17 protein-coding genes are annotated in these 17,346 nt (G+C 45.2%); 13 read left to right on the forward strand and 4 right to left on the reverse strand.

The window, feature by feature from the left end; genetic code table 11:
- Positions 1–233 precede the first annotated feature (233 nt).
- Positions 234–1,070, reverse strand: a complete 837-nt coding sequence (rsmI, locus tag QVA83_RS16525; RefSeq protein ID WP_287498712.1) for a 16S rRNA (cytidine(1402)-2'-O)-methyltransferase — start codon at positions 1,068–1,070, stop codon at positions 234–236.
- Positions 1,071–1,211: 141 nt separating this feature from the next.
- Here rsmI and QVA83_RS16530 point away from each other — a divergent pair, with 141 nt between their 5' ends.
- From QVA83_RS16530 to QVA83_RS16575, 10 genes are all read left to right on the forward strand, one after another.
- The gene (locus QVA83_RS16530) at positions 1,212–3,212 is read left to right on the forward strand and encodes a penicillin-binding protein activator (protein WP_156078774.1); all 2,001 of its coding nucleotides are present in this window, start codon (positions 1,212–1,214) and stop codon (positions 3,210–3,212) included.
- 4 nt (positions 3,213–3,216) lie between these two features.
- Entirely contained in the window at positions 3,217–3,558 is a 342-nt protein-coding gene (locus QVA83_RS16535; RefSeq protein WP_156078775.1) for a YraN family protein, read from the forward strand.
- 181 nt (positions 3,559–3,739) lie between these two features.
- The gene (locus tag QVA83_RS16540) at positions 3,740–4,828 is read left to right on the forward strand and encodes a glycosyltransferase family 4 protein (RefSeq protein WP_156078776.1); all 1,089 of its coding nucleotides are present in this window, start codon (positions 3,740–3,742) and stop codon (positions 4,826–4,828) included.
- A gap of 178 nt (positions 4,829–5,006) precedes the next feature.
- Complete coding sequence (locus QVA83_RS16545) at positions 5,007–5,603, forward strand: phosphoheptose isomerase (protein WP_014950522.1); 597 nt, start codon at positions 5,007–5,009, stop codon at positions 5,601–5,603.
- Positions 5,604–5,617: 14 nt separating this feature from the next.
- A complete protein-coding gene (locus QVA83_RS16550) occupies positions 5,618–6,193 on the forward strand; it encodes a BON domain-containing protein (RefSeq protein WP_014950523.1) in 576 nt (191 codons plus the stop codon).
- Positions 6,194–6,212: 19 nt separating this feature from the next.
- Complete coding sequence (locus QVA83_RS16555; protein ID WP_331284381.1) at positions 6,213–7,595, forward strand: MFS transporter; 1,383 nt, start codon at positions 6,213–6,215, stop codon at positions 7,593–7,595.
- A 125-nt stretch (positions 7,596–7,720) separates the two neighbouring features.
- Positions 7,721–8,317, forward strand: a complete 597-nt coding sequence (locus QVA83_RS16560) for a DUF7010 family protein (RefSeq protein WP_014950525.1) — start codon at positions 7,721–7,723, stop codon at positions 8,315–8,317.
- A 28-nt stretch (positions 8,318–8,345) separates the two neighbouring features.
- Positions 8,346–8,675, forward strand: a complete 330-nt coding sequence (locus QVA83_RS16565) for a DMT family transporter (RefSeq protein WP_014950526.1) — start codon at positions 8,346–8,348, stop codon at positions 8,673–8,675.
- Positions 8,676–8,691: 16 nt separating this feature from the next.
- The gene (locus QVA83_RS16570; RefSeq protein ID WP_069944826.1) at positions 8,692–9,882 is read left to right on the forward strand and encodes a sensor histidine kinase; all 1,191 of its coding nucleotides are present in this window, start codon (positions 8,692–8,694) and stop codon (positions 9,880–9,882) included.
- Positions 9,879–10,499 carry a response regulator transcription factor gene (locus tag QVA83_RS16575; RefSeq protein ID WP_014950528.1) on the forward strand — a complete coding sequence of 207 codons (621 nt, stop codon included), beginning with the start codon at positions 9,879–9,881 and terminating at the stop codon, positions 10,497–10,499. Before QVA83_RS16570 ends, QVA83_RS16575 begins: the two co-directional genes overlap by 4 nt.
- A gap of 7 nt (positions 10,500–10,506) precedes the next feature.
- On the opposite strand, the gene QVA83_RS16580 is transcribed toward QVA83_RS16575, so the two are convergent.
- The 3 genes from QVA83_RS16580 to QVA83_RS16590 all read right to left on the reverse strand — a co-directional run bounded on the left by QVA83_RS16580 (position 10,507) and on the right by QVA83_RS16590 (position 13,554).
- Positions 10,507–10,839 carry a hypothetical protein gene (locus QVA83_RS16580; protein WP_014950529.1) on the reverse strand — a complete coding sequence of 111 codons (333 nt, stop codon included), beginning with the start codon at positions 10,837–10,839 and terminating at the stop codon, positions 10,507–10,509.
- 51 nt (positions 10,840–10,890) lie between these two features.
- On the reverse strand, positions 10,891–11,163 hold the full coding sequence (locus QVA83_RS16585) for a hypothetical protein (RefSeq protein WP_014950530.1): 273 nt from the start codon (positions 11,161–11,163) through the stop codon (positions 10,891–10,893).
- 126 nt (positions 11,164–11,289) lie between these two features.
- Positions 11,290–13,554 (reverse strand): TonB-dependent receptor, encoded by a 2,265-nt coding sequence (locus QVA83_RS16590; RefSeq protein WP_014950531.1) that lies wholly within the window; start codon positions 13,552–13,554, stop codon positions 11,290–11,292.
- Between the two features lie 797 nt (positions 13,555–14,351).
- On the opposite strand from QVA83_RS16590, the gene QVA83_RS16595 reads away from it, so the two are divergent.
- The 3 genes from QVA83_RS16595 (at position 14,352) to prpC (ending at position 17,339) form a co-directional block, all read left to right on the forward strand.
- The gene (locus tag QVA83_RS16595) at positions 14,352–15,014 is read left to right on the forward strand and encodes a GntR family transcriptional regulator (RefSeq protein ID WP_014977261.1); all 663 of its coding nucleotides are present in this window, start codon (positions 14,352–14,354) and stop codon (positions 15,012–15,014) included.
- A 65-nt stretch (positions 15,015–15,079) separates the two neighbouring features.
- Entirely contained in the window at positions 15,080–15,955 is an 876-nt protein-coding gene (prpB, locus tag QVA83_RS16600; protein WP_014950533.1) for a methylisocitrate lyase, read from the forward strand.
- 259 nt (positions 15,956–16,214) lie between these two features.
- On the forward strand, positions 16,215–17,339 hold the full coding sequence (gene prpC, locus QVA83_RS16605) for a bifunctional 2-methylcitrate synthase/citrate synthase (RefSeq protein ID WP_278344044.1): 1,125 nt from the start codon (positions 16,215–16,217) through the stop codon (positions 17,337–17,339).
- Positions 17,340–17,346 lie beyond the last annotated feature (7 nt).

A 17,346-nucleotide genomic window follows, 5' to 3' on the forward strand; every position in this document is an offset into this window, starting at 1 on the left:
CATTTAGGGAAACTTCCGCAAAGGTATAAGGATGAAATAAATCGTAAACACCAGAATCGTATGCTTTAGAGAATATATCAACCAACCATTTTCCGTCAGACATGGTGATCTTAAGTGTCTTTGTCATATGCGCCTCCTTTAGCTTCAGCCTATTATCAACTGTATGGCTGACGTAAATTACACTCCTTTGTATTTATCCCGCGCCGCTTAAGATCAACAATACATCTAGTTGGCTAGGCTTTTGCGTTTAGTCCCGCTTGATAAAGCGCATTTTTTTTCAAGTCGTAGTGACTAGCTACTACGGCTGCCGCCTTTTTGAGCGGCATATGCTCGCACAGGGCGTTCAGTAGCGACATTGCCTCACTGGGTATTGCTTGGTCACTTACCTTAGCAGGACCAATCATGACCACGAATTCTCCCTTTTGGTGTGCAGCATCAGCATTGAGATAATCAATTACATCTTGCGCGCTGCCACTCACATAGGTTTCGAAGGTTTTAGTAAGCTCTTTTGCTACCACAATCTGACGTTCGCCTAAAACGCGCTGTATATCGGTAACCGTGTCTAAAATTCTTCGCGGTGCTTCGTAATAAACCGTGGTAAAGGTTCTATCTAATAGGGCCGACAACACGCCTTCTCGCGCTTGGGTTTTAACCGGCAAAAAACCTTCGAATATAAACTTGTCGGTGGGAAGTCCTGACGCGCTTAATGCCGTTATGGCGGCGCAAGGCCCAGGTAGTGCAATGACAGGTATACCTTGCTCGCGACATTTGCGCACTAAAACAAAACCCGGATCGCTGATGAGCGGTGTTCCAGCATCACTAATTAAGGCTACCGATTCCCCGCCTTTCAAGCGCTCACACAACATGGCTGTGCGCTTGTCTTCGTTATGTTCGTGCAGAGAAAGAGTCTTCGTTCCAATGCTAAAGTGCTGTAAAAGTCGAGCGCTGTGACGGGTGTCCTCGGCGGCAATCCAGCTTACTTCACTTAATACGCGTATTGCTCTGGCACTCATGTCGTCTAAATTGCCGATAGGCGTTGGAACAATATATAAGGTAGCGATGTCTGTCATAACAGTGGTTAAGTCTTACGTTGAATTGGAAGATTATGCGATAAGTGTATCACGCCATTAGTCCAGATTATGCTGGCAAGCGTAGATTTTCACACTGGTTAAGATAAACTTGGCCTATAACGATGTAAAAGGAATGAAACTGTGCGTCATATTGGACAAGCTGGAAAAATCTTTACGCTATCAGCCGTCGCTTCTGTATTGGTGCTAACGGGCTGTGGAAGTACACCTAAAACCCAGTCAAAGCCTGTGGTAGTGGAACCTACCCCAATTGAAACCACACAGGTTGAAGATAACGTCACGCCTGAGCACAAACTCCTTGAAGCAAAAAAAGTATGGGAGCGCACCCGCAACAAAGAACAGCGCGATACGCTGTTGCTGCAAGCGGCTGACCTGTACCTTCAAAATCAACATCCCGTTTTGGCTCAGCAAGTGCTATATGAGGTAAAAGAAGACGGTATTTCAGGGGTAAATCAATCTTATTACTCCCTTCTGGTAACCAAAGCCTATGCGGGAATGCCTGATGCCTCGGCAGAAGAATTGCTGGCTATGTTGGATGGCGTAACCGGTACAGGCGAAACCGCATTCCAAAAAGCGGAGCTTCAAACCCAGCTCTTCACGCAGCAAGGCAACCTGGCTGCGGCAGCGAATAGCGTATTAAAGACCAATCTTACTGACGATGAAAAAGTGCAACAAGTTTGGCAGTGGATTACCTCCATTCCTGCATCGTCACTAGATTCAGTAGGCAGTGCTTATCCCGACCTGTCTCCTTTCATTACTCTTCGCGAACTAACCGAAGAAAACGCGTCGTCACCGGAAAAATTAGCCAAAAGCCTGCAGCAATTTAAGCAGGTTTATCGCGGTCATGTATTAGAAAACGCTTTGCCTGAAAACGTGATTGAAGCAACCCAGCTTACCGATGCTGGCGCCAACGATATTGCGGTTTTACTACCACTTTCTGGCAGGTTAGCTCGCACGGGACAAGTCGTAAAAAATGGCATCATGGCGGCTTATTACACCGATGTTGAAAAGCGCCAAGATGAACACCTTCTACCTCGTCTTCGTTTTATCGACACCAACGAAGTGGATACACAGCATTTACTCAGCGAAATTGGCGATACCAAGTTCATCATTGGCCCTCTTTTAAAAGACACTGTTGAGCGTTTAATTCCCAGTTTGCCGCTTGGTGTGAACGTACTTGCATTAAACAGGCCTGACGAATTGCCAGACAATGCGTCTGCTAAAAGGTTGGCAACAGGATCATCTAATCCGGCGATAGCCGATGATGCTCTTGCCTCTGGTACAGGTCTCGCAGGTGATGACACACAAAATGAACTCCACTCATTAGGCTTGCCCACCTCGCTGAATTATTACGGGCTAGCACCAGAAGATGAAGCAACGCAGCTTGCTGAATTTATCTTTAATAAAGGATATCGTGCGCCTATCGTTATTGCCGCACAAAGCAGTCTGTACCAGCGAATGGACGACACCTTTAAAAAGCACTGGCGAATACTCAACAATCAGGAAAACAAGCAGCGCGCCAACATAACGTCGGTATCGTTTAACGACAGTAATTCACTTCGAGAGGGAATTACACAGGCGCTAGATGTGGCGCAAAGCAACGAGCGTATCAATCAAATTGAGTACATGACAAATGATGAAGTGTACAACATGCCTCGCAGTAGGCGTGATATTGATGCCATTGTTGCATTTGCCTCACCTCAAGACACAGAACTGCTTAACCCCATTATCGAAGCGAGCTTAAACCCATACGATGGCAAACAAGTCCCCGTGTATGCCACCTCTCGTTCAATGGATTACGACAGCGGGAAAAACCAATGGCGTGACCTGCAGAATGTGCACTTTATCGACATGCCTTGGTTAATGCCTTCACATAGTTGGCAACCTCTTCAGAACGAAGTTGAACAGGCTTGGCAAAATCAAAATACGATGCAAAAACGTTTGTTTGCGTTCGGTTTTGATGCTTATCAGTTGTTGCCTCAGCTAGGCATGCTTAACACGCTGAAATATCTCTCACACGAAGGGTTAACGGGTACACTTTCCCTTAATCAACAAGGTGAAGTAATACGCAAACAGCCTCAGGCAATTATTCGTAACGAAAAAGTTCAAATGCTTTCGGAGTAAAATTATGTCAACACTGCAAGGGAATGCAGCAGAAGACAAGGCCTGTAAATATCTGATGGAACAAGGCCTTACTCTTCGATGTCGAAATTACCGCACTCGGCGTGGCGAACTCGACATTGTAATGCAAGATGGCAGCACCATAGTGTGCGTTGAAATTAAATACCGAAGACGAAATCAGTTTGGCAGTGCTTTAGAATTTGTGACTGCTAAAAAGCTCCAGCGAATTCAGGCTGCGTTTGATTTCTATTTGTTAGATAATGGCTTAAATCCAGCGTCTACTTCTCTGCGAATAGACGTTGTTGCCATAGACGGAGACAACCTTCAGTGGTTGAAGAACGTGGGCTAAAGACTGACAATATCCAGCTTTTAAACTGATGTTCTCCAAAGAGGACTAGAAGCGTACGCCAACGATGAGCGCGGCCGATATTGATGAAAGTGTCTTTATGTCAGACGTATTCCGTTTGTTTTATCTTATGATTTGCAACCCTTCATCGGTTTGATGAAAGTTTCTTAGGTTCCCACAAATAATGAGTCATCCCAACAACAAGGTTTCGTCCAGCAGCGTTGATAACCAAGAAATAGAGCTAATAGTCGGCAACTCCAGCTCTAATTTTTCTGGCGTAACGTCTACGATGCTGCAAGTAACATCGCTACAGAAGCATATGATAAATTTGCGGATAATGGGCAAGCATTTTGTTCCAGACCCATCAATGACTATTACTTTTTGGGAGGTCGCAAAAATGTGTCGACGCCCGCTTAGTAATGGTAAGTGGCGAATTTTTCATGCACGTCGCGTTGACGAGATGATTCAGGGTGTGATCCTCAAATACGTGTTTCGCGCCAAGATAAAGCTTGTATTTAGCTCTGCCGCTCAGCGAAAGCGTTCGGCTTCTACGGTGTGGTTAAGCAATAAAATGGATGCGGTTATTGCAATGAGTAATCGCTCTGCAAAATATCTAAATAAGCCCCCCGCCAAGATAAATCTACACGGTGTGCAAATAGACAACTACACGCCAGCAGAAAACAAGCAAGAAGCATGGCAAGCATTAGGCTACGGCGGCAAGTACGGCATTGGTATTCTGGGCAGAGTTAGAGAGCAAAAAGGCGTTCATCTATTTGTTGAAGCATGCATCAAAGTATTGCCCAAATACCCTGACGTGAACGCAGTAGTTGTAGGTGCCATATCCTCGAGTAACCAAGAATTTGTAAACGAGCTTAAAGAAAAAGTTTCTAGAGCCGGGTTAACTGACCGAATTGTTTTCACCGGTGAATTGCCGTTTGAGCAAATTCCTAGAATCTTCAGTGCACTGTCATTAGTAAGTGCACTTAGCTATAACGAAGGGTTTGGATTAACTGTACCTGAAGCCATGAGTGCTGGGGCTGCGGTATTAGCTACTCAGGCGGGCGCATGGGAAGACATCATTAGGCCAGGCGTTGATGGGTATATTGTACCTACCAAAGATCAGCAAGCTGTCACAGAAAAGATGGATTTGCTGCTTTCGGATATGGACAAACTTGCAGAAATGGGCAAAGCCGGGCGCGAACACGTTGTGAAAAATTTTAAAGTTGAAGATGAAGCAAGAAGCTTGGTTGAGTTTTTTCGCACGCTTCAATAGAAAATGCGGGTTGATTATCGCGAGCGATAAACGTTAGGCCATTTTTCTCTCACGCTGAGGCCACAGTTTAAACCTCTGACTTTCAGATACTGGCCATTACAAAAATCAAGGCGCTGTAATGCAGCGCAAAAAATTTCACTAAATGGTCTGCCATTTGGTGAAAACAAAGAGATGACACATGATTGAACAGATAAAAGCGAATTTTACCGAGAGCATACAAACCAAAATAGCGGCATCGGAAATATTGCCAGAGCATATTGAGAAAGCGGCGTACATGATCGTTGAAGCCTTAATTAGAGGTAATAAAGTACTGAGCTGTGGTAATGGCGGGTCTGCAGGTGATGCGCAACATTTTGCTTCCAACATGCTCAATCGCTACGAGCGCGACCGTCCCAGCTTACCGGCAATCGCATTAAGCACAGACACCTCAACCCTGACGTCTATTGCGAATGACTATAACTTCGAAGAAATATTTGCGAAGCAAGTACGAGCGCTCGGCCAACCCGGAGATATACTGTTGGCTATTTCAACCAGTGGTAACTCTCGTAACGTCATAGCAGCGATGGAAGCGGCATTATCTCGCGATATGACCATTGTCGCGCTTACTGGCAAAGACGGCGGTGAAATGGCGGGCTTTTTAAGTGAACATGATGTTGAAATTCGCGTACCGTCAAACCGCACTTCGCGTATTCAAGAAGTTCATTTACTGGTAATTCACAATTTATGTGAATGCATTGACGACAGCTTATTCCCTGCCGATCACGGCGACGAGTAGTAAAGAGGACACAAGTGAAAAATTTGGGACTACTGGGTTCTTTATTAGCCCTAATTCTTACATTACAAGGGTGTGTAGTGGCCGTTGGAGCTGCAGGCGCCATGGCTGCGAAAGTGGCTAATGACAGACGTACTGTAGGCACGCAGCTTGATGACCAAAATGCCGATGCTGCGGTGTCGTATCAATGGTCGAAAAGCGATGCGCTTAAAGAGCAAGCTAACCTTCAAGTGGATGTTTATAACGGTGTAGCGTTGCTAACCGGGCAAGCGCCAAACCAAGGCTTAGTTGACGAAGCTGTGCGCCGCGCCCAAGAAGTAAGCTATATCAAAAAAATTCACAACCAAATTAGAATTGGCGAGGCGATAGGTGCAGGCACACAAGCCAACGATCTGTGGTTAGCGTCAAAAGTGCGTACTAAAATTGTGGCAGACGAACGAGTGCCTGCTCTACAAGTTAAGGTAGTGGTTCAAGATTCAGAAGTATTCCTGATGGGTCGGTTAACCAATTTAGAAGCCACAGCCGCTGTAGATATTGCTCGTAATATTACGGGTGTCGCGCGCGTAGTTAGAGCCTTTGAAATTGTTCAATAGAGAGTTCGCCACTGCCCTTTTGGTTGCAGGGGCACTCTTTATGGAAATTTTAGACGCCACGGTTATCACCACGGCGTTACCTGTCATTGCTGCCGACTTCAATGTGCCGGCAGCCCACTTATCTATTGGTGTATCGGCATACTTGGTAGCCGTAACACTCTTTATTCCATTAAGTGGTTACGCAGCCGATAAATTTGGCGCACGCACTATATTTGTAGCAGCGATTGCCGTATTCACTTTTGCCTCGGTACTTTGTGGTCTGAGTACCAGCTTATTCGAATTTACCTTATCTCGAATTCTTCAAGGTTTAGGCGGGGCAATGATGGTTCCCGTGGGAAGATTAGTGGTTCTGCGGGACTTGCCAAAGGAAAAGCTGGTAAAAACCGTGGCCATTATAACCTGGCCTGCGTTAAGCGCACCGCTACTAGGTCCCGTGCTAGGCGGTTACATCGCCACTCATTTCAGCTGGCAGTGGATTTTTTATATGAATATTCCACTGGGCATTATCGCTATCATCGCGTCACTGTATCTCCTTAAAAACATTAAAGGCAATGTAGGTAAATTCGATATTAAAGGCTTTTTGCTCACCGGTATCGGCTTTGCGCTATTTATGGCGGGGATCGAGTTTTTAGCGAGTACCAGCGACAAGCTTATTCGACCACTTGGCATCATCGCTATTGGCTTAGTACTCATGGTATTGGCAGTCAAACACGTAAAAACGGCCAAGAACCCACTATTTTCTTTCGATGCGATGCAACACAAAACCTTCCGGCTTACTGTGTTTGGCGGCTCTGTTATGCGTGTCGCACTTGGCAGTGCACCGTTTCTTGTGCCACTCATGCTCCAGCTTGGATTAGGTTACTCACCTGTAGAAGCCGGCTCACTGTTGCTGTGGCTGTTTGCTGGAAACTTAGCGATAAAGCCAGCGACAACGTGGATCATGAATACCTTCGGCTTCAAACGCGTGCTTGTAGTAAACGGCGTGCTCATCGCCCTTGGTTTTGTGGCGCTCGCGATGATAAATCACTCCACATCGTCATTTACTATTGCCGTTATTTTATTTGTTAACGGTATTACTCGCTCAATGCACTTAACGTTAATAAACACCATTGCTTTTGCCGACGTACCACCCAATAAAATGCGAGACGCAAACACGCTAGGCGCCATTTTAATGCAAATGAACCGCGGTCTTGGCATTACCCTTTCTGCGCTTGCTATCGCTGCTGCAGCATTCATTCTTGGACAAAGCGCCAATATGCCAAACCTACAAACGTTTACGCTATCTATGATGTTTATGGCCGCAGTAGCACTTGTCAGCATTTACGATAGCTTAATGCTGTCTAAGGAAGATGGTGATTCAGTGTTAAACAAACGAAAAGCGAAAAAAGCACGACAGACTTAGTTCATAGGCTTCATTAAGTGAACTGATGACAATTGTCATACGCGATTGGTGACGTTTGTGACTAACGCAATCTGAGGTACCTCGGCATACTTTACCTATAGACATTACAACATCAGGTAAAGCTCATGGAACAAGTATCTCACGCTTCGTCAATAACTCCCGCTCAGAATGCTTCCATCCCGTTGGAACAGCAGCGCGAAGATTTTAAAAAGAACCGATTCATTGCCATGCCGCTGGCAGGCACTGTTGTTTGGGCTCTGCTTGGTATCAGCGCTCCTTTTGTATCTGAATTAACCATAACCTGGTTGCTGTATATCGGCACAGGTGCCATCTTCTACCTCGGTGCAGGTCTCTCCTACCTCACCGGCGAGCGATTTTTTGCCAAGAAGGCAGCAAAGAACAGTTTTGATCGTCTTTTCTTCGTTGGCATGATCATGAGCCTAATGGTATTTGCCATTGCGCTTCCCGTTGCAGCCATCGACCACACCACCGTTCCATTGAGTATTGGCATTCTCGCAGGCCTGATGTGGATGCCTTTATCATGGGCTATCGAACACTGGATAGGCTACTTTCACACGCTAACCAGAACCTTCGGCATTGTCGCCGCCTGGTACTTGTTTCCCGATGCACGGGTAGAGGCAATATCGGCTGTGATTGTCGCTGTCTACATTGTGTCATTAATCACCCTTGAACGCCGTTTTCAATCAATCAAATCTAACTAATTTCACTTTAACTAAGAAGGAATGCATTATGACTTATTTACTTTTAGCAGTTGCAGTTATCACCGAAGTTACCGCTACCATGCTGCTTAAAATGTCGAACGGATGGGAGAAGTGGGCTTTTGGGTACGGCGCTATCTTTTTCTACGCGATATCTGGGATGCTGTTTGCCATGGTCTTAAAGAATATGGGAATTGGGGTCGCCTACGCCATTTGGTCGGGTATGGGAATCGCACTTATCACTGCTGCTTCGGTGGTATTTTGGAAACAAACTTTCGACATTTATGCCGTGCTGGGTATTATGTTGATTATCTCTGGTACGCTGCTAATTACTAGCAAGTCTGCCGTTGTATTTCAGTAGGGACGAAGTACTCACAATGCTCAGCAATAAAAGCATACAAGATAGTTACAGCGCGGTGCCTGCCGTCAAAAACGAGAGCACCGCGCCTGACATGCCCCTTTTGGCAAGTGGACGGAAAAAGCGCTGGTCTCACGGAAGCTTGTTTTTTTCACTGTTCTTCTTTGTTCCACTCATTATTTCCCGTCCTCTTCCCATCGAAACATGGGTACTTCAAACCCTGGGATACCTTAGCTTTGTCATTCTTTACATTAAAGCCATAAACCAGCCTGTTAAAACACTGCCCACTTATTTGCTACTCATGTTTCTACTTTCGGTAGCATGCAGCTTTCAAAACCCTGGTGGCGCAACCATTATCGGCTTTATTGCTTTTATCGTAGGTTATTACAATTCGCTCAAGACAGGCATAATGAGCATAGGCGTGATGATGCTGGTACTCGTGTCACTGCACATTACCGTATTTAATAACGCACATTTTCTTTTAAGTGCTTCGTTGCTCAACAGCTTAGTGCTATTCGGGTTTGGTGTTATGGAGCGCAAAGAAACGCTCCATAGTCTGAAAGAGAGCCAGCAAGCCGAAGCACTACGAGTATTGTCTGCGATCGCTGAACGTGAGCGAATAGGCAGAGACTTACATGATGTTGCGGGTCACGCACTCAGCTCTATTTCGTTAAAGGCACAACTGGCCGATAAACTCATAAGCAAAGATAAGATTGAAGACGCGCATCGCGAGGTGAAAGCGCTGGCACAGCTTTCTCAAGCGCTACTGAGTGATATTCGTCAAGCAGTGTCAGATATCAAGCAGCTTTCTCTTAGCGATGAAATAGCAAAAGACAAATCACTGTTAGAAGAAAACGGCTTTAATGTTACAACCGATATTGAAGGCGGCGCTGAAGCACGTTTAAGCGCTAAACAAGAAAGCCAGCTTGCGCTTATTATCAAAGAGCTGACAACCAATACCTTACGCTATTCAAACGGTAACGCGGTATCCCTTGATCTTGAAGTTAATGAGCAAACCGTGAAAATGACCTATAAAGATCATGGCGTAGTTGAGAACACCGCATCAATTAAAGAAGGAAACGGATTAATGGGAATTAGAGAACGCGCGGCGTCTATTCATGCGGATGTGGACATTTCTTTCCTTCCCCACCCTATTGTCAGGGTTCAGCTTACTGCCGAGCAAGCTTTGTCACATAAGGCTTCCCTATGAACTCAAAAGCGCCAACTACCATTTTGATTGTTGAAGATCAGTCGCTGGTTCGCGATGCCATTGCCATGCTTCTGTCATTAGAAGACGACTTAACCATTGTTGAAAAGTGCAGTAATGGAAAGGAAGCCATTGATTATTTAAATGATAACCCTGCACCACACATTATTTTAAGCGATATTGAAATGCCGCTGGTTTCAGGGCTAGATCTAGCCGCCCACATTGCAAAGCAAAATCTCAATACCAAGGTGGTATTAATGACTACCTTTTCTAAACCAGGCTACATCAAGCGTGCATTAAGTTTAGGGGTTAAGGGTTTTATATTGAAAGAGTCTGACAGCGACTACCTGATAGATGCCATTCACAAAGTCTCTGCGGGAGAAAAGGTAATTTCGACTGAGCTCGCCATCATGGCTCTTGACGACAACAATCCACTGTCGCAAAAAGAAATGTCCGCACTAAAACTTGCTTCAGAAGGGCTTAAAACCCAAGGCATTGCTCAATCACTGTTTTTATCTGAAGGTACGGTAAGAAACTACCTCTCTGAGGCTATTTCAAAGCTCGATGCGACCAACCGCGTAGATGCTGCTCGCATAGCTAAACAAAAAGGTTGGCTATAATAAAGGCTTAAAACCACGTCGTAGCAATTGCTGTAGACGTCGGTATATTTAGCTTTTCAGACAAACCGGTAAGCACGCGTTCGGGACCGTATACGATACCTTGCTGTTTAGCGGTCCATACGCAGGTTAAAATACTCGTACCTTTGCGTAATTCACACTGCCACTTAGCGGTCGTTTCAGCGAGCCGTTCGTAGTCATCTTCTATTTCCCAACCTCCGTCTACATGGTCTACGATAAGTTGTTCAAATTGAGCGAACGGAATAGGTTGAATGATTACCCATTCGTTTTTCTTAAACTTTTTTTCTAACCGCGATTTTTTAAAACTGGTAAACAATCCCACGCTCCATCTCCGTATGATTGAAAGGCCCTACTTACTACAAAAGCACGTCTTCTATTTCGACACCGTTCCCATAATCTGCCCTGAAGGTGTTGGACAAGAACACGATGTTCCAACCATTTCACTATTTGACGTTGGGCACGCGCCATACTCACCGTTTCCGCTATAACGACATTGGTTACCAAATTCAGGTTTAGCAACTACAACCTTGCCGTTTTTCTTCGCGTTTATATCTTCATCGTCGGGTAAATACACCGTGTAGGTACACCCTGACAAAAGCATATTAACAACAAGAAAACCAATACCGTAAAGTGCTTTCACTTTCATAAATAGTTGCTGGGCATTTTTAGAACAGTTTTAAAACTATGCTAATAATGAAGATAAAACAAGAAAAAATAAGCAAAAAAAAGCCAGTCTTTAGACTGGCTTTATAATTGTAACTCGTTGTAGCTATTAGAATTCAGTTGAGAATCTAACACCAAACTCGCTTGCGTCGTTGCTTAGAATTTGCAGGATGTAGTCACCTGTATTCAAGCGTGCATTGTCGTAACGCTCATCAAAAATATTGCGACCGTAAAGTGCAACAGTATACGCATCATTCGCTGGCGTATAAGCGATGTCGAAGTTAACAAGCTCACGGCTATCAAGTTTAGTCATACGCTCAGGTGCTGAAGTAGGCTCACCATACATTTCTGCACGATATGAGTAATCTGCACGTACGCGAATTGAATCACCACCATCAAGCTCAAAGGTATACTGCGGACCAATTGCAAGGGTTAGGTCTGGAGTAAGTGGCGCTACAGGATTGAATCCATCTTGCTCTTCAACATCAACATCCATATAACCAACGCTGGTCATCATGCTGAAGTTGCCATAGGTAAACGTAGCATCAGCTTCAACACCACGAGATGTTTGCTCTACCACAAGGTTTGCGGTGTCGAAGCCACCTTCGCTCACGCGACTTACTTGGTAAGGAAGATCTTCAAACTCAGTGTTAAATACTGCAACGCTAATGTCGAAGTAATCATTCACACGACCTTTAATACCTACTTCATAGTTAGTAGCAGTAATATTGTCAGACGCCGTAAAACAGTTATTTGCGCGAACCGCCGCTTGAGCGCCTTCGATATCATCAAAGCCACCTGCACCGAAGAACTCACCAATTAGGCAGTAAGGACGTGCTGGGAATTGACCCGACTGGTAGCCAGACTGAATTGTCGCATAGCCTGTCATGCCATTTTCAAATGTGTAGTTAGTGGCGAGTTCCCACGTCACTTCGTCCCAATCATTTGAATCATAGATAGTACCAAGTGCTGAAAATACGTTCGCTGATGCTTCTTTTTCATCTTTCGTGTAACGAAGGCCACCAGAAAGGCTAAGCTCATCAGTTAAGTCACGGCGAACGTTAACGTAAACCGCTTTTGAAGTGGTTTCTTGATCGAGCTCTAGCAGGTTAGCCCCACCGTCAAAACTAGAGTCGTCACCTTGACGGTTGCTACCTTCTTCATTGAAGTAGTAAACACCAGCAACAAAGTCAGTGTATTCGTTGATATAGCCGTTAAGCTGAAGTTCGATTGATGTTTGATCGGCTTCGCCACGCTCAGGGAACTGATCCAACGAGTAAATTGTACCGTCATCATCAAGACCTGCTTTGTACTTAGATGTACGCTGGCTTGCAACAACCTTTGCAGTGTAGTCTTCGTTAATGTCCCACTCCGTAGTGAGTGAAAGACCACGCGCTTCGTTCGACACGCCAGTTACTGCTTCAGTACCTGTTGCATTGTCGTAGATATCAGCGCCTTCAGGTGTCACATCTGTGTTTCGTAACGGTACGCCAACACCATTCTGACCACCGAAGTAGCGATCTGAACCCACTTCATCAATTAGCACAGTGTAAGGACGCAGACCGCCGTCACCATTGTTAGCATCTGCAGTTAATACCATGCGGAAGTCATTTGATGGCTCCCACTTAAGAGAAACGCGGCCAGAAACATCTTCAGTCTCACCAACATCGTACTCGGCGTTAGGCACGTTGATGAACTCACCAAGACCATCGCGCTTGTTAAATGACAGGTTCATGTTAAACGCTACGGTTTCTGAAAGACCGTGGTTAACAAAAAGATCAGCTTTAACGCGACCACGTGTACCAAATTCAGTGTTGATTTTGGTTACATCACCTTGGTCTGGCTCTTTTGTGATGATGTTAATTGCACCACCAATCGAGTTACGACCATATAGCGTACCTTGAGGGCCACGAAGTACCTCAATACGCTCAATATTATTTAGGCTCCAGTTTTGACCAACCTGACGGCCCAGATAAACACCGTCTACATAAACACTCACACCCGGATCGGTTGTGATTAGGTGATCTTGAAGACCAATACCACGAATAAATGGGTTTACAGACGATGTGTGGCCGGCAGAGAAACCAGTAACATTTAGGTTTGGAACGAATTTACCAACGTCAGTCAGGTCAGTAATACCTTGGTCAGCTAACTTGTCGCCATCGAAGGCGCTAATAGCAATTGGAACTTCATAGATAACTTGAGGGCGTTTTGTTGCGGTAACGGTAATGGCTTCAAATTGTTGCTCTTCAGTTGCTTCTGCTTCTTGGGCAACGGCAATATTTGAAATTGCTGGAACGGTCATCGCTACTGCTAGTGCGACAGGTGAAAGCTTACTGGCGAGTGCCTTAGACACGTCAGTATTGGTTTTCATGGTATAACCCCTTTGCGTGAGTGTTAGGTGTAATAATATTTTTAGGCCGCTTCAAGTTCTTCTTTGGAACTTTGAAAGACTAAACTCACTAATTTAAGAGGCGCACATAACCTTGTGCTTATACTGGATTACAGGCAATAAAAAAGTAAGTCGCAATAAAACATTACAAACTTACTTTCAATGAAAGTCTGCTTTAAAAGTAGAACTTACTTTTCCAGCCCTCTAAAATTCAGTACGAAGAATTTAGGCTTGAAGACTGGAACGATATGTTACCGTTAGATTACGATCTTGCAAAGTAAAATATTACACTTTTACTAAAATAAGACTTCAAAATTAGACTAATTGGTTAGGTTAAGCATCAAACAAAAAGTATGTATAAATTCCATAAAAACAATTAGATATCATAAAGATAATTTACTCTATCTCTTCACAACACCTAAGCGAATAAAGCAAAGAAGACCTAGACCAGATGGACAAACTTTAAACAAATCACCATTGGCTTGAATCATTCTTTAGCTCAGAACCTCTGTATGTAACTTTCGTTACCAAATTCCCTCCTCCGTCCGGGCAGTAGCTATCAATATGGTTGCGCAAGGTTCGCCTAATGGGCGTAAATTGACACATGGCTCTGTTTGCGTATCGCATTAAACCATTGCACAACTGTCAACACAGGCCGCTAAACAAGACTATCAGACTAATATCTTACTCTCGTTGTCGACAATCCAAACCTTTCAAGGTTGAAAAAACGCCAAAATGGGCATATATTGTCGACATTAGCCATTTTAAGATTCTATACAGTGTTAGTAAAAAGCGAACAAGCCATCACCAATGCCGACCGCACTTTCTTTCAATTAAGAAAGGATATTGTTGAGGGTATCATTCCAGCAGGCAGTAAGCTGAGTGAAATGGAATTGTCGACAAAGTATGAAGTCAGTCGCGCCGTTATTCGTGAAGCCATCAATCGTCTCGCTACCTGTCACTTGGTGGAACGTAAAGCTAACGTGGGTGCCCGTGTGGTTGCACTGTCCCCCGAAGGCCTTATTCAGCTATACCAAGTGCGCGAAGCATTAGAGGGTATGGCCGCCCGCTTGGCTGCACGCTACATGAGCGATGAAGAAATTGCCGACATGCAGGCGTTGCTTGATAGCCACTTCGATAAAGTAAAAGACGGTCAAAGCTATTATCAAGAAGCCGGCGATGTAGACTTTCACTACAGAATTGTAACCGGCAGTAAAAACGATCATCTCATCAGCGTACTTGTAGACGGGCTTTACCATCTTGTTCGTATGTATCGCGTACAGCTCGGTATGGCTGGCCCTCGCGTAAGTACCGCCTTTGATGAACACAGACACATCGTTAACGCTATTGCCAATCGCGACGAGGAACTGGCTGAAATGCTAATGCGTCGCCATATTCTTTATTCAAAAAATAATATTGAGAAGAAGCTTAATCATGGTTAACACCACTCAGTCTTCTTCATACCTAATTCACCTCTACCCTACTTTCAAATAAGCGAGTGATTATCATGAGTGCAGGAAAGAAATTCAGAACCGCATTAGAGAACAACAAACCGCTACAAATTGTCGGCACCATTAACGCCTATACTGCCATGATGGCAAAGGCTATTGGGCACCAAGCGATTTATCTTTCAGGTGGCGGCGTAGCGAATGCGTCTTACGGCCTACCGGACTTAGGCATGACGTCACTTAATGATGTGATTGCAGACGTTCAGCGCATTACCAGCGCGTGCGATCTTCCGCTCATGGTAGACATCGACACCGGTTGGGGCGGCGCATTTAACATTGCCAAAACTATTCGCGATATGGAAAAAGCAGGCGCGGCGGCAGTTCATATGGAAGATCAGGTAGCCCAAAAACGCTGTGGTCACCGTCCTAACAAAGAAATTGTTAGCACAGAAGAAATGGTAGACCGCATAAAAGCTGCAGTTGACGCTAGAACTGACCCAGACTTTTTTATTATGGCGCGCACCGACGCGTTCGCACAAGAAGGTTTAGACAAAGCCATTGAACGCGCAAAAGCCTATGTTGCAGCGGGAGCTGACGGCATATTCGCCGAAGCAGTGCAAACCGAAGAACATTACCGTGCATTTGCTGAAGCGCTAGACGTTCCAATCCTTGCCAATATCACTGAGTTCGGCAAAACCGAACTATGGAATAAAGAAGAGCTTGGTGAATGGGGTGCCGACATGGTGCTTTACCCACTAAGTGCATTCCGTGCGATGAATAAAGCAGCAGAAATGGTTTACAAATCTATACTTGAAAACGGCGACCAAAAAGCCGTTGTCGACAGCATGCAGACACGCATGGAACTGTACGATTATCTTGGCTACCACGAGTACGAGCAAAAACTAGATGCTCTATTCGCAGAAGGTAAGAACTAACACGAATACGAAACAGCAGGAAGCGAGTGAGGTGCGAGGCACCATTGAAGCTGGAACGGTACACAGGGCGTTACCACGCCGTGAACCCATCCATGGGGGCTCCGTTTCGGCATCCATGCCTCAAAGGGGTAACGCCCCGTGCACCGCCCCCACTCTCTCGGTGCCTCGCACCCCACTCGCCTGATGAGTTCAATATAGTTTTTATTTCTAAATTTTTAAAAAAGTACCTTACAAATTTTACAAGACCGGAGACAACAAGATGGCTAAACAGTTAAGTGGCGCGGGTTTACGCGGCCAAGTTGCAGGCAAAACAGCATTATCAACCGTAGGTAAATCAGGTTCTGGTTTAACGTATCGTGGCTACGACGTAAAAGACTTAGCGCAAAACTGTCAATTTGAAGAAGTAGCGTACCTTATTCTAAAGGGCAAGCTACCTAACCAGTCTGAGCTAGACGCTTATAAAACAAAACTTCGCAGCATGCGCGGCCTTCCTACAGCGCTTAAAGAAGTGCTAGAGCGCATACCAAAAAATGCTCACCCAATGGACGTACTTCGCACGGGCTGCTCAATGCTAGGTAACCTTGAAATGGAAACGAGCTTTGACCAGCAGCAAGACGTGACAGACCGTATGTTAGCTTGCTTCCCAAGTATCATTTGTTACTGGTACCGCTTCTCGCACGACGGCGTGCGCGTAGACGTTGAAACCGATGACGACTCAATTGGAGGTCACTTCCTTCATATGCTTCATGGCGAAAAGCCACGTGAACTTCACGAACAGGTCATGCATGTATCGTTAATTCTTTATGCAGAGCATGAATTTAACGCGTCTACCTTCACTGCACGTGTTTGCGCTTCAACCTTATCTGATATGCATTCTTGTGTAACGGGTGCTATCGGCTCACTTCGCGGCCCGCTTCACGGTGGTGCTAACGAAGCCGCCATGGAAATGATCGAGGGCTTTACCTCTGCTGATGACGCAGAAGAAAAAATGATGGGCATGCTTGAGCGCAAAGAGAAGATCATGGGCTTTGGCCATGCTATTTACTCAGACTCTGACCCGCGTAACGAAATTATCAAGAAATGGTCTGAAAAACTGGCTGCTGATGTGGGTGACGACGTACTTTACCCTGTGTCTGTTCGCTGTGAAGAAGTGATGTGGCGCGAGAAGAAACTTTTCTGTAACGCCGATTTCTTCCATGCCTCTGCGTACAACTTCATGGGTATTCCTACGCCGTTGTTCACACCAATCTTCGTAATGTCTCGTCTAACTGGTTGGGCGGCACACGTTATGGAACAGCGCGCTGACAACCGTATTATTCGCCCGTCAGCAGAATACACAGGCGAAGAACTTCGCCCAGTGCCTGCTATCAGCGAACGCGCTTAAGATTAAG

Origin of the sequence: Alteromonas sp. AO-Serp, assembly GCF_017849675.1 — a bacterium.
In the GTDB taxonomy this organism is placed as follows: domain Bacteria; phylum Pseudomonadota; class Gammaproteobacteria; order Enterobacterales; family Alteromonadaceae; genus Alteromonas; species Alteromonas macleodii.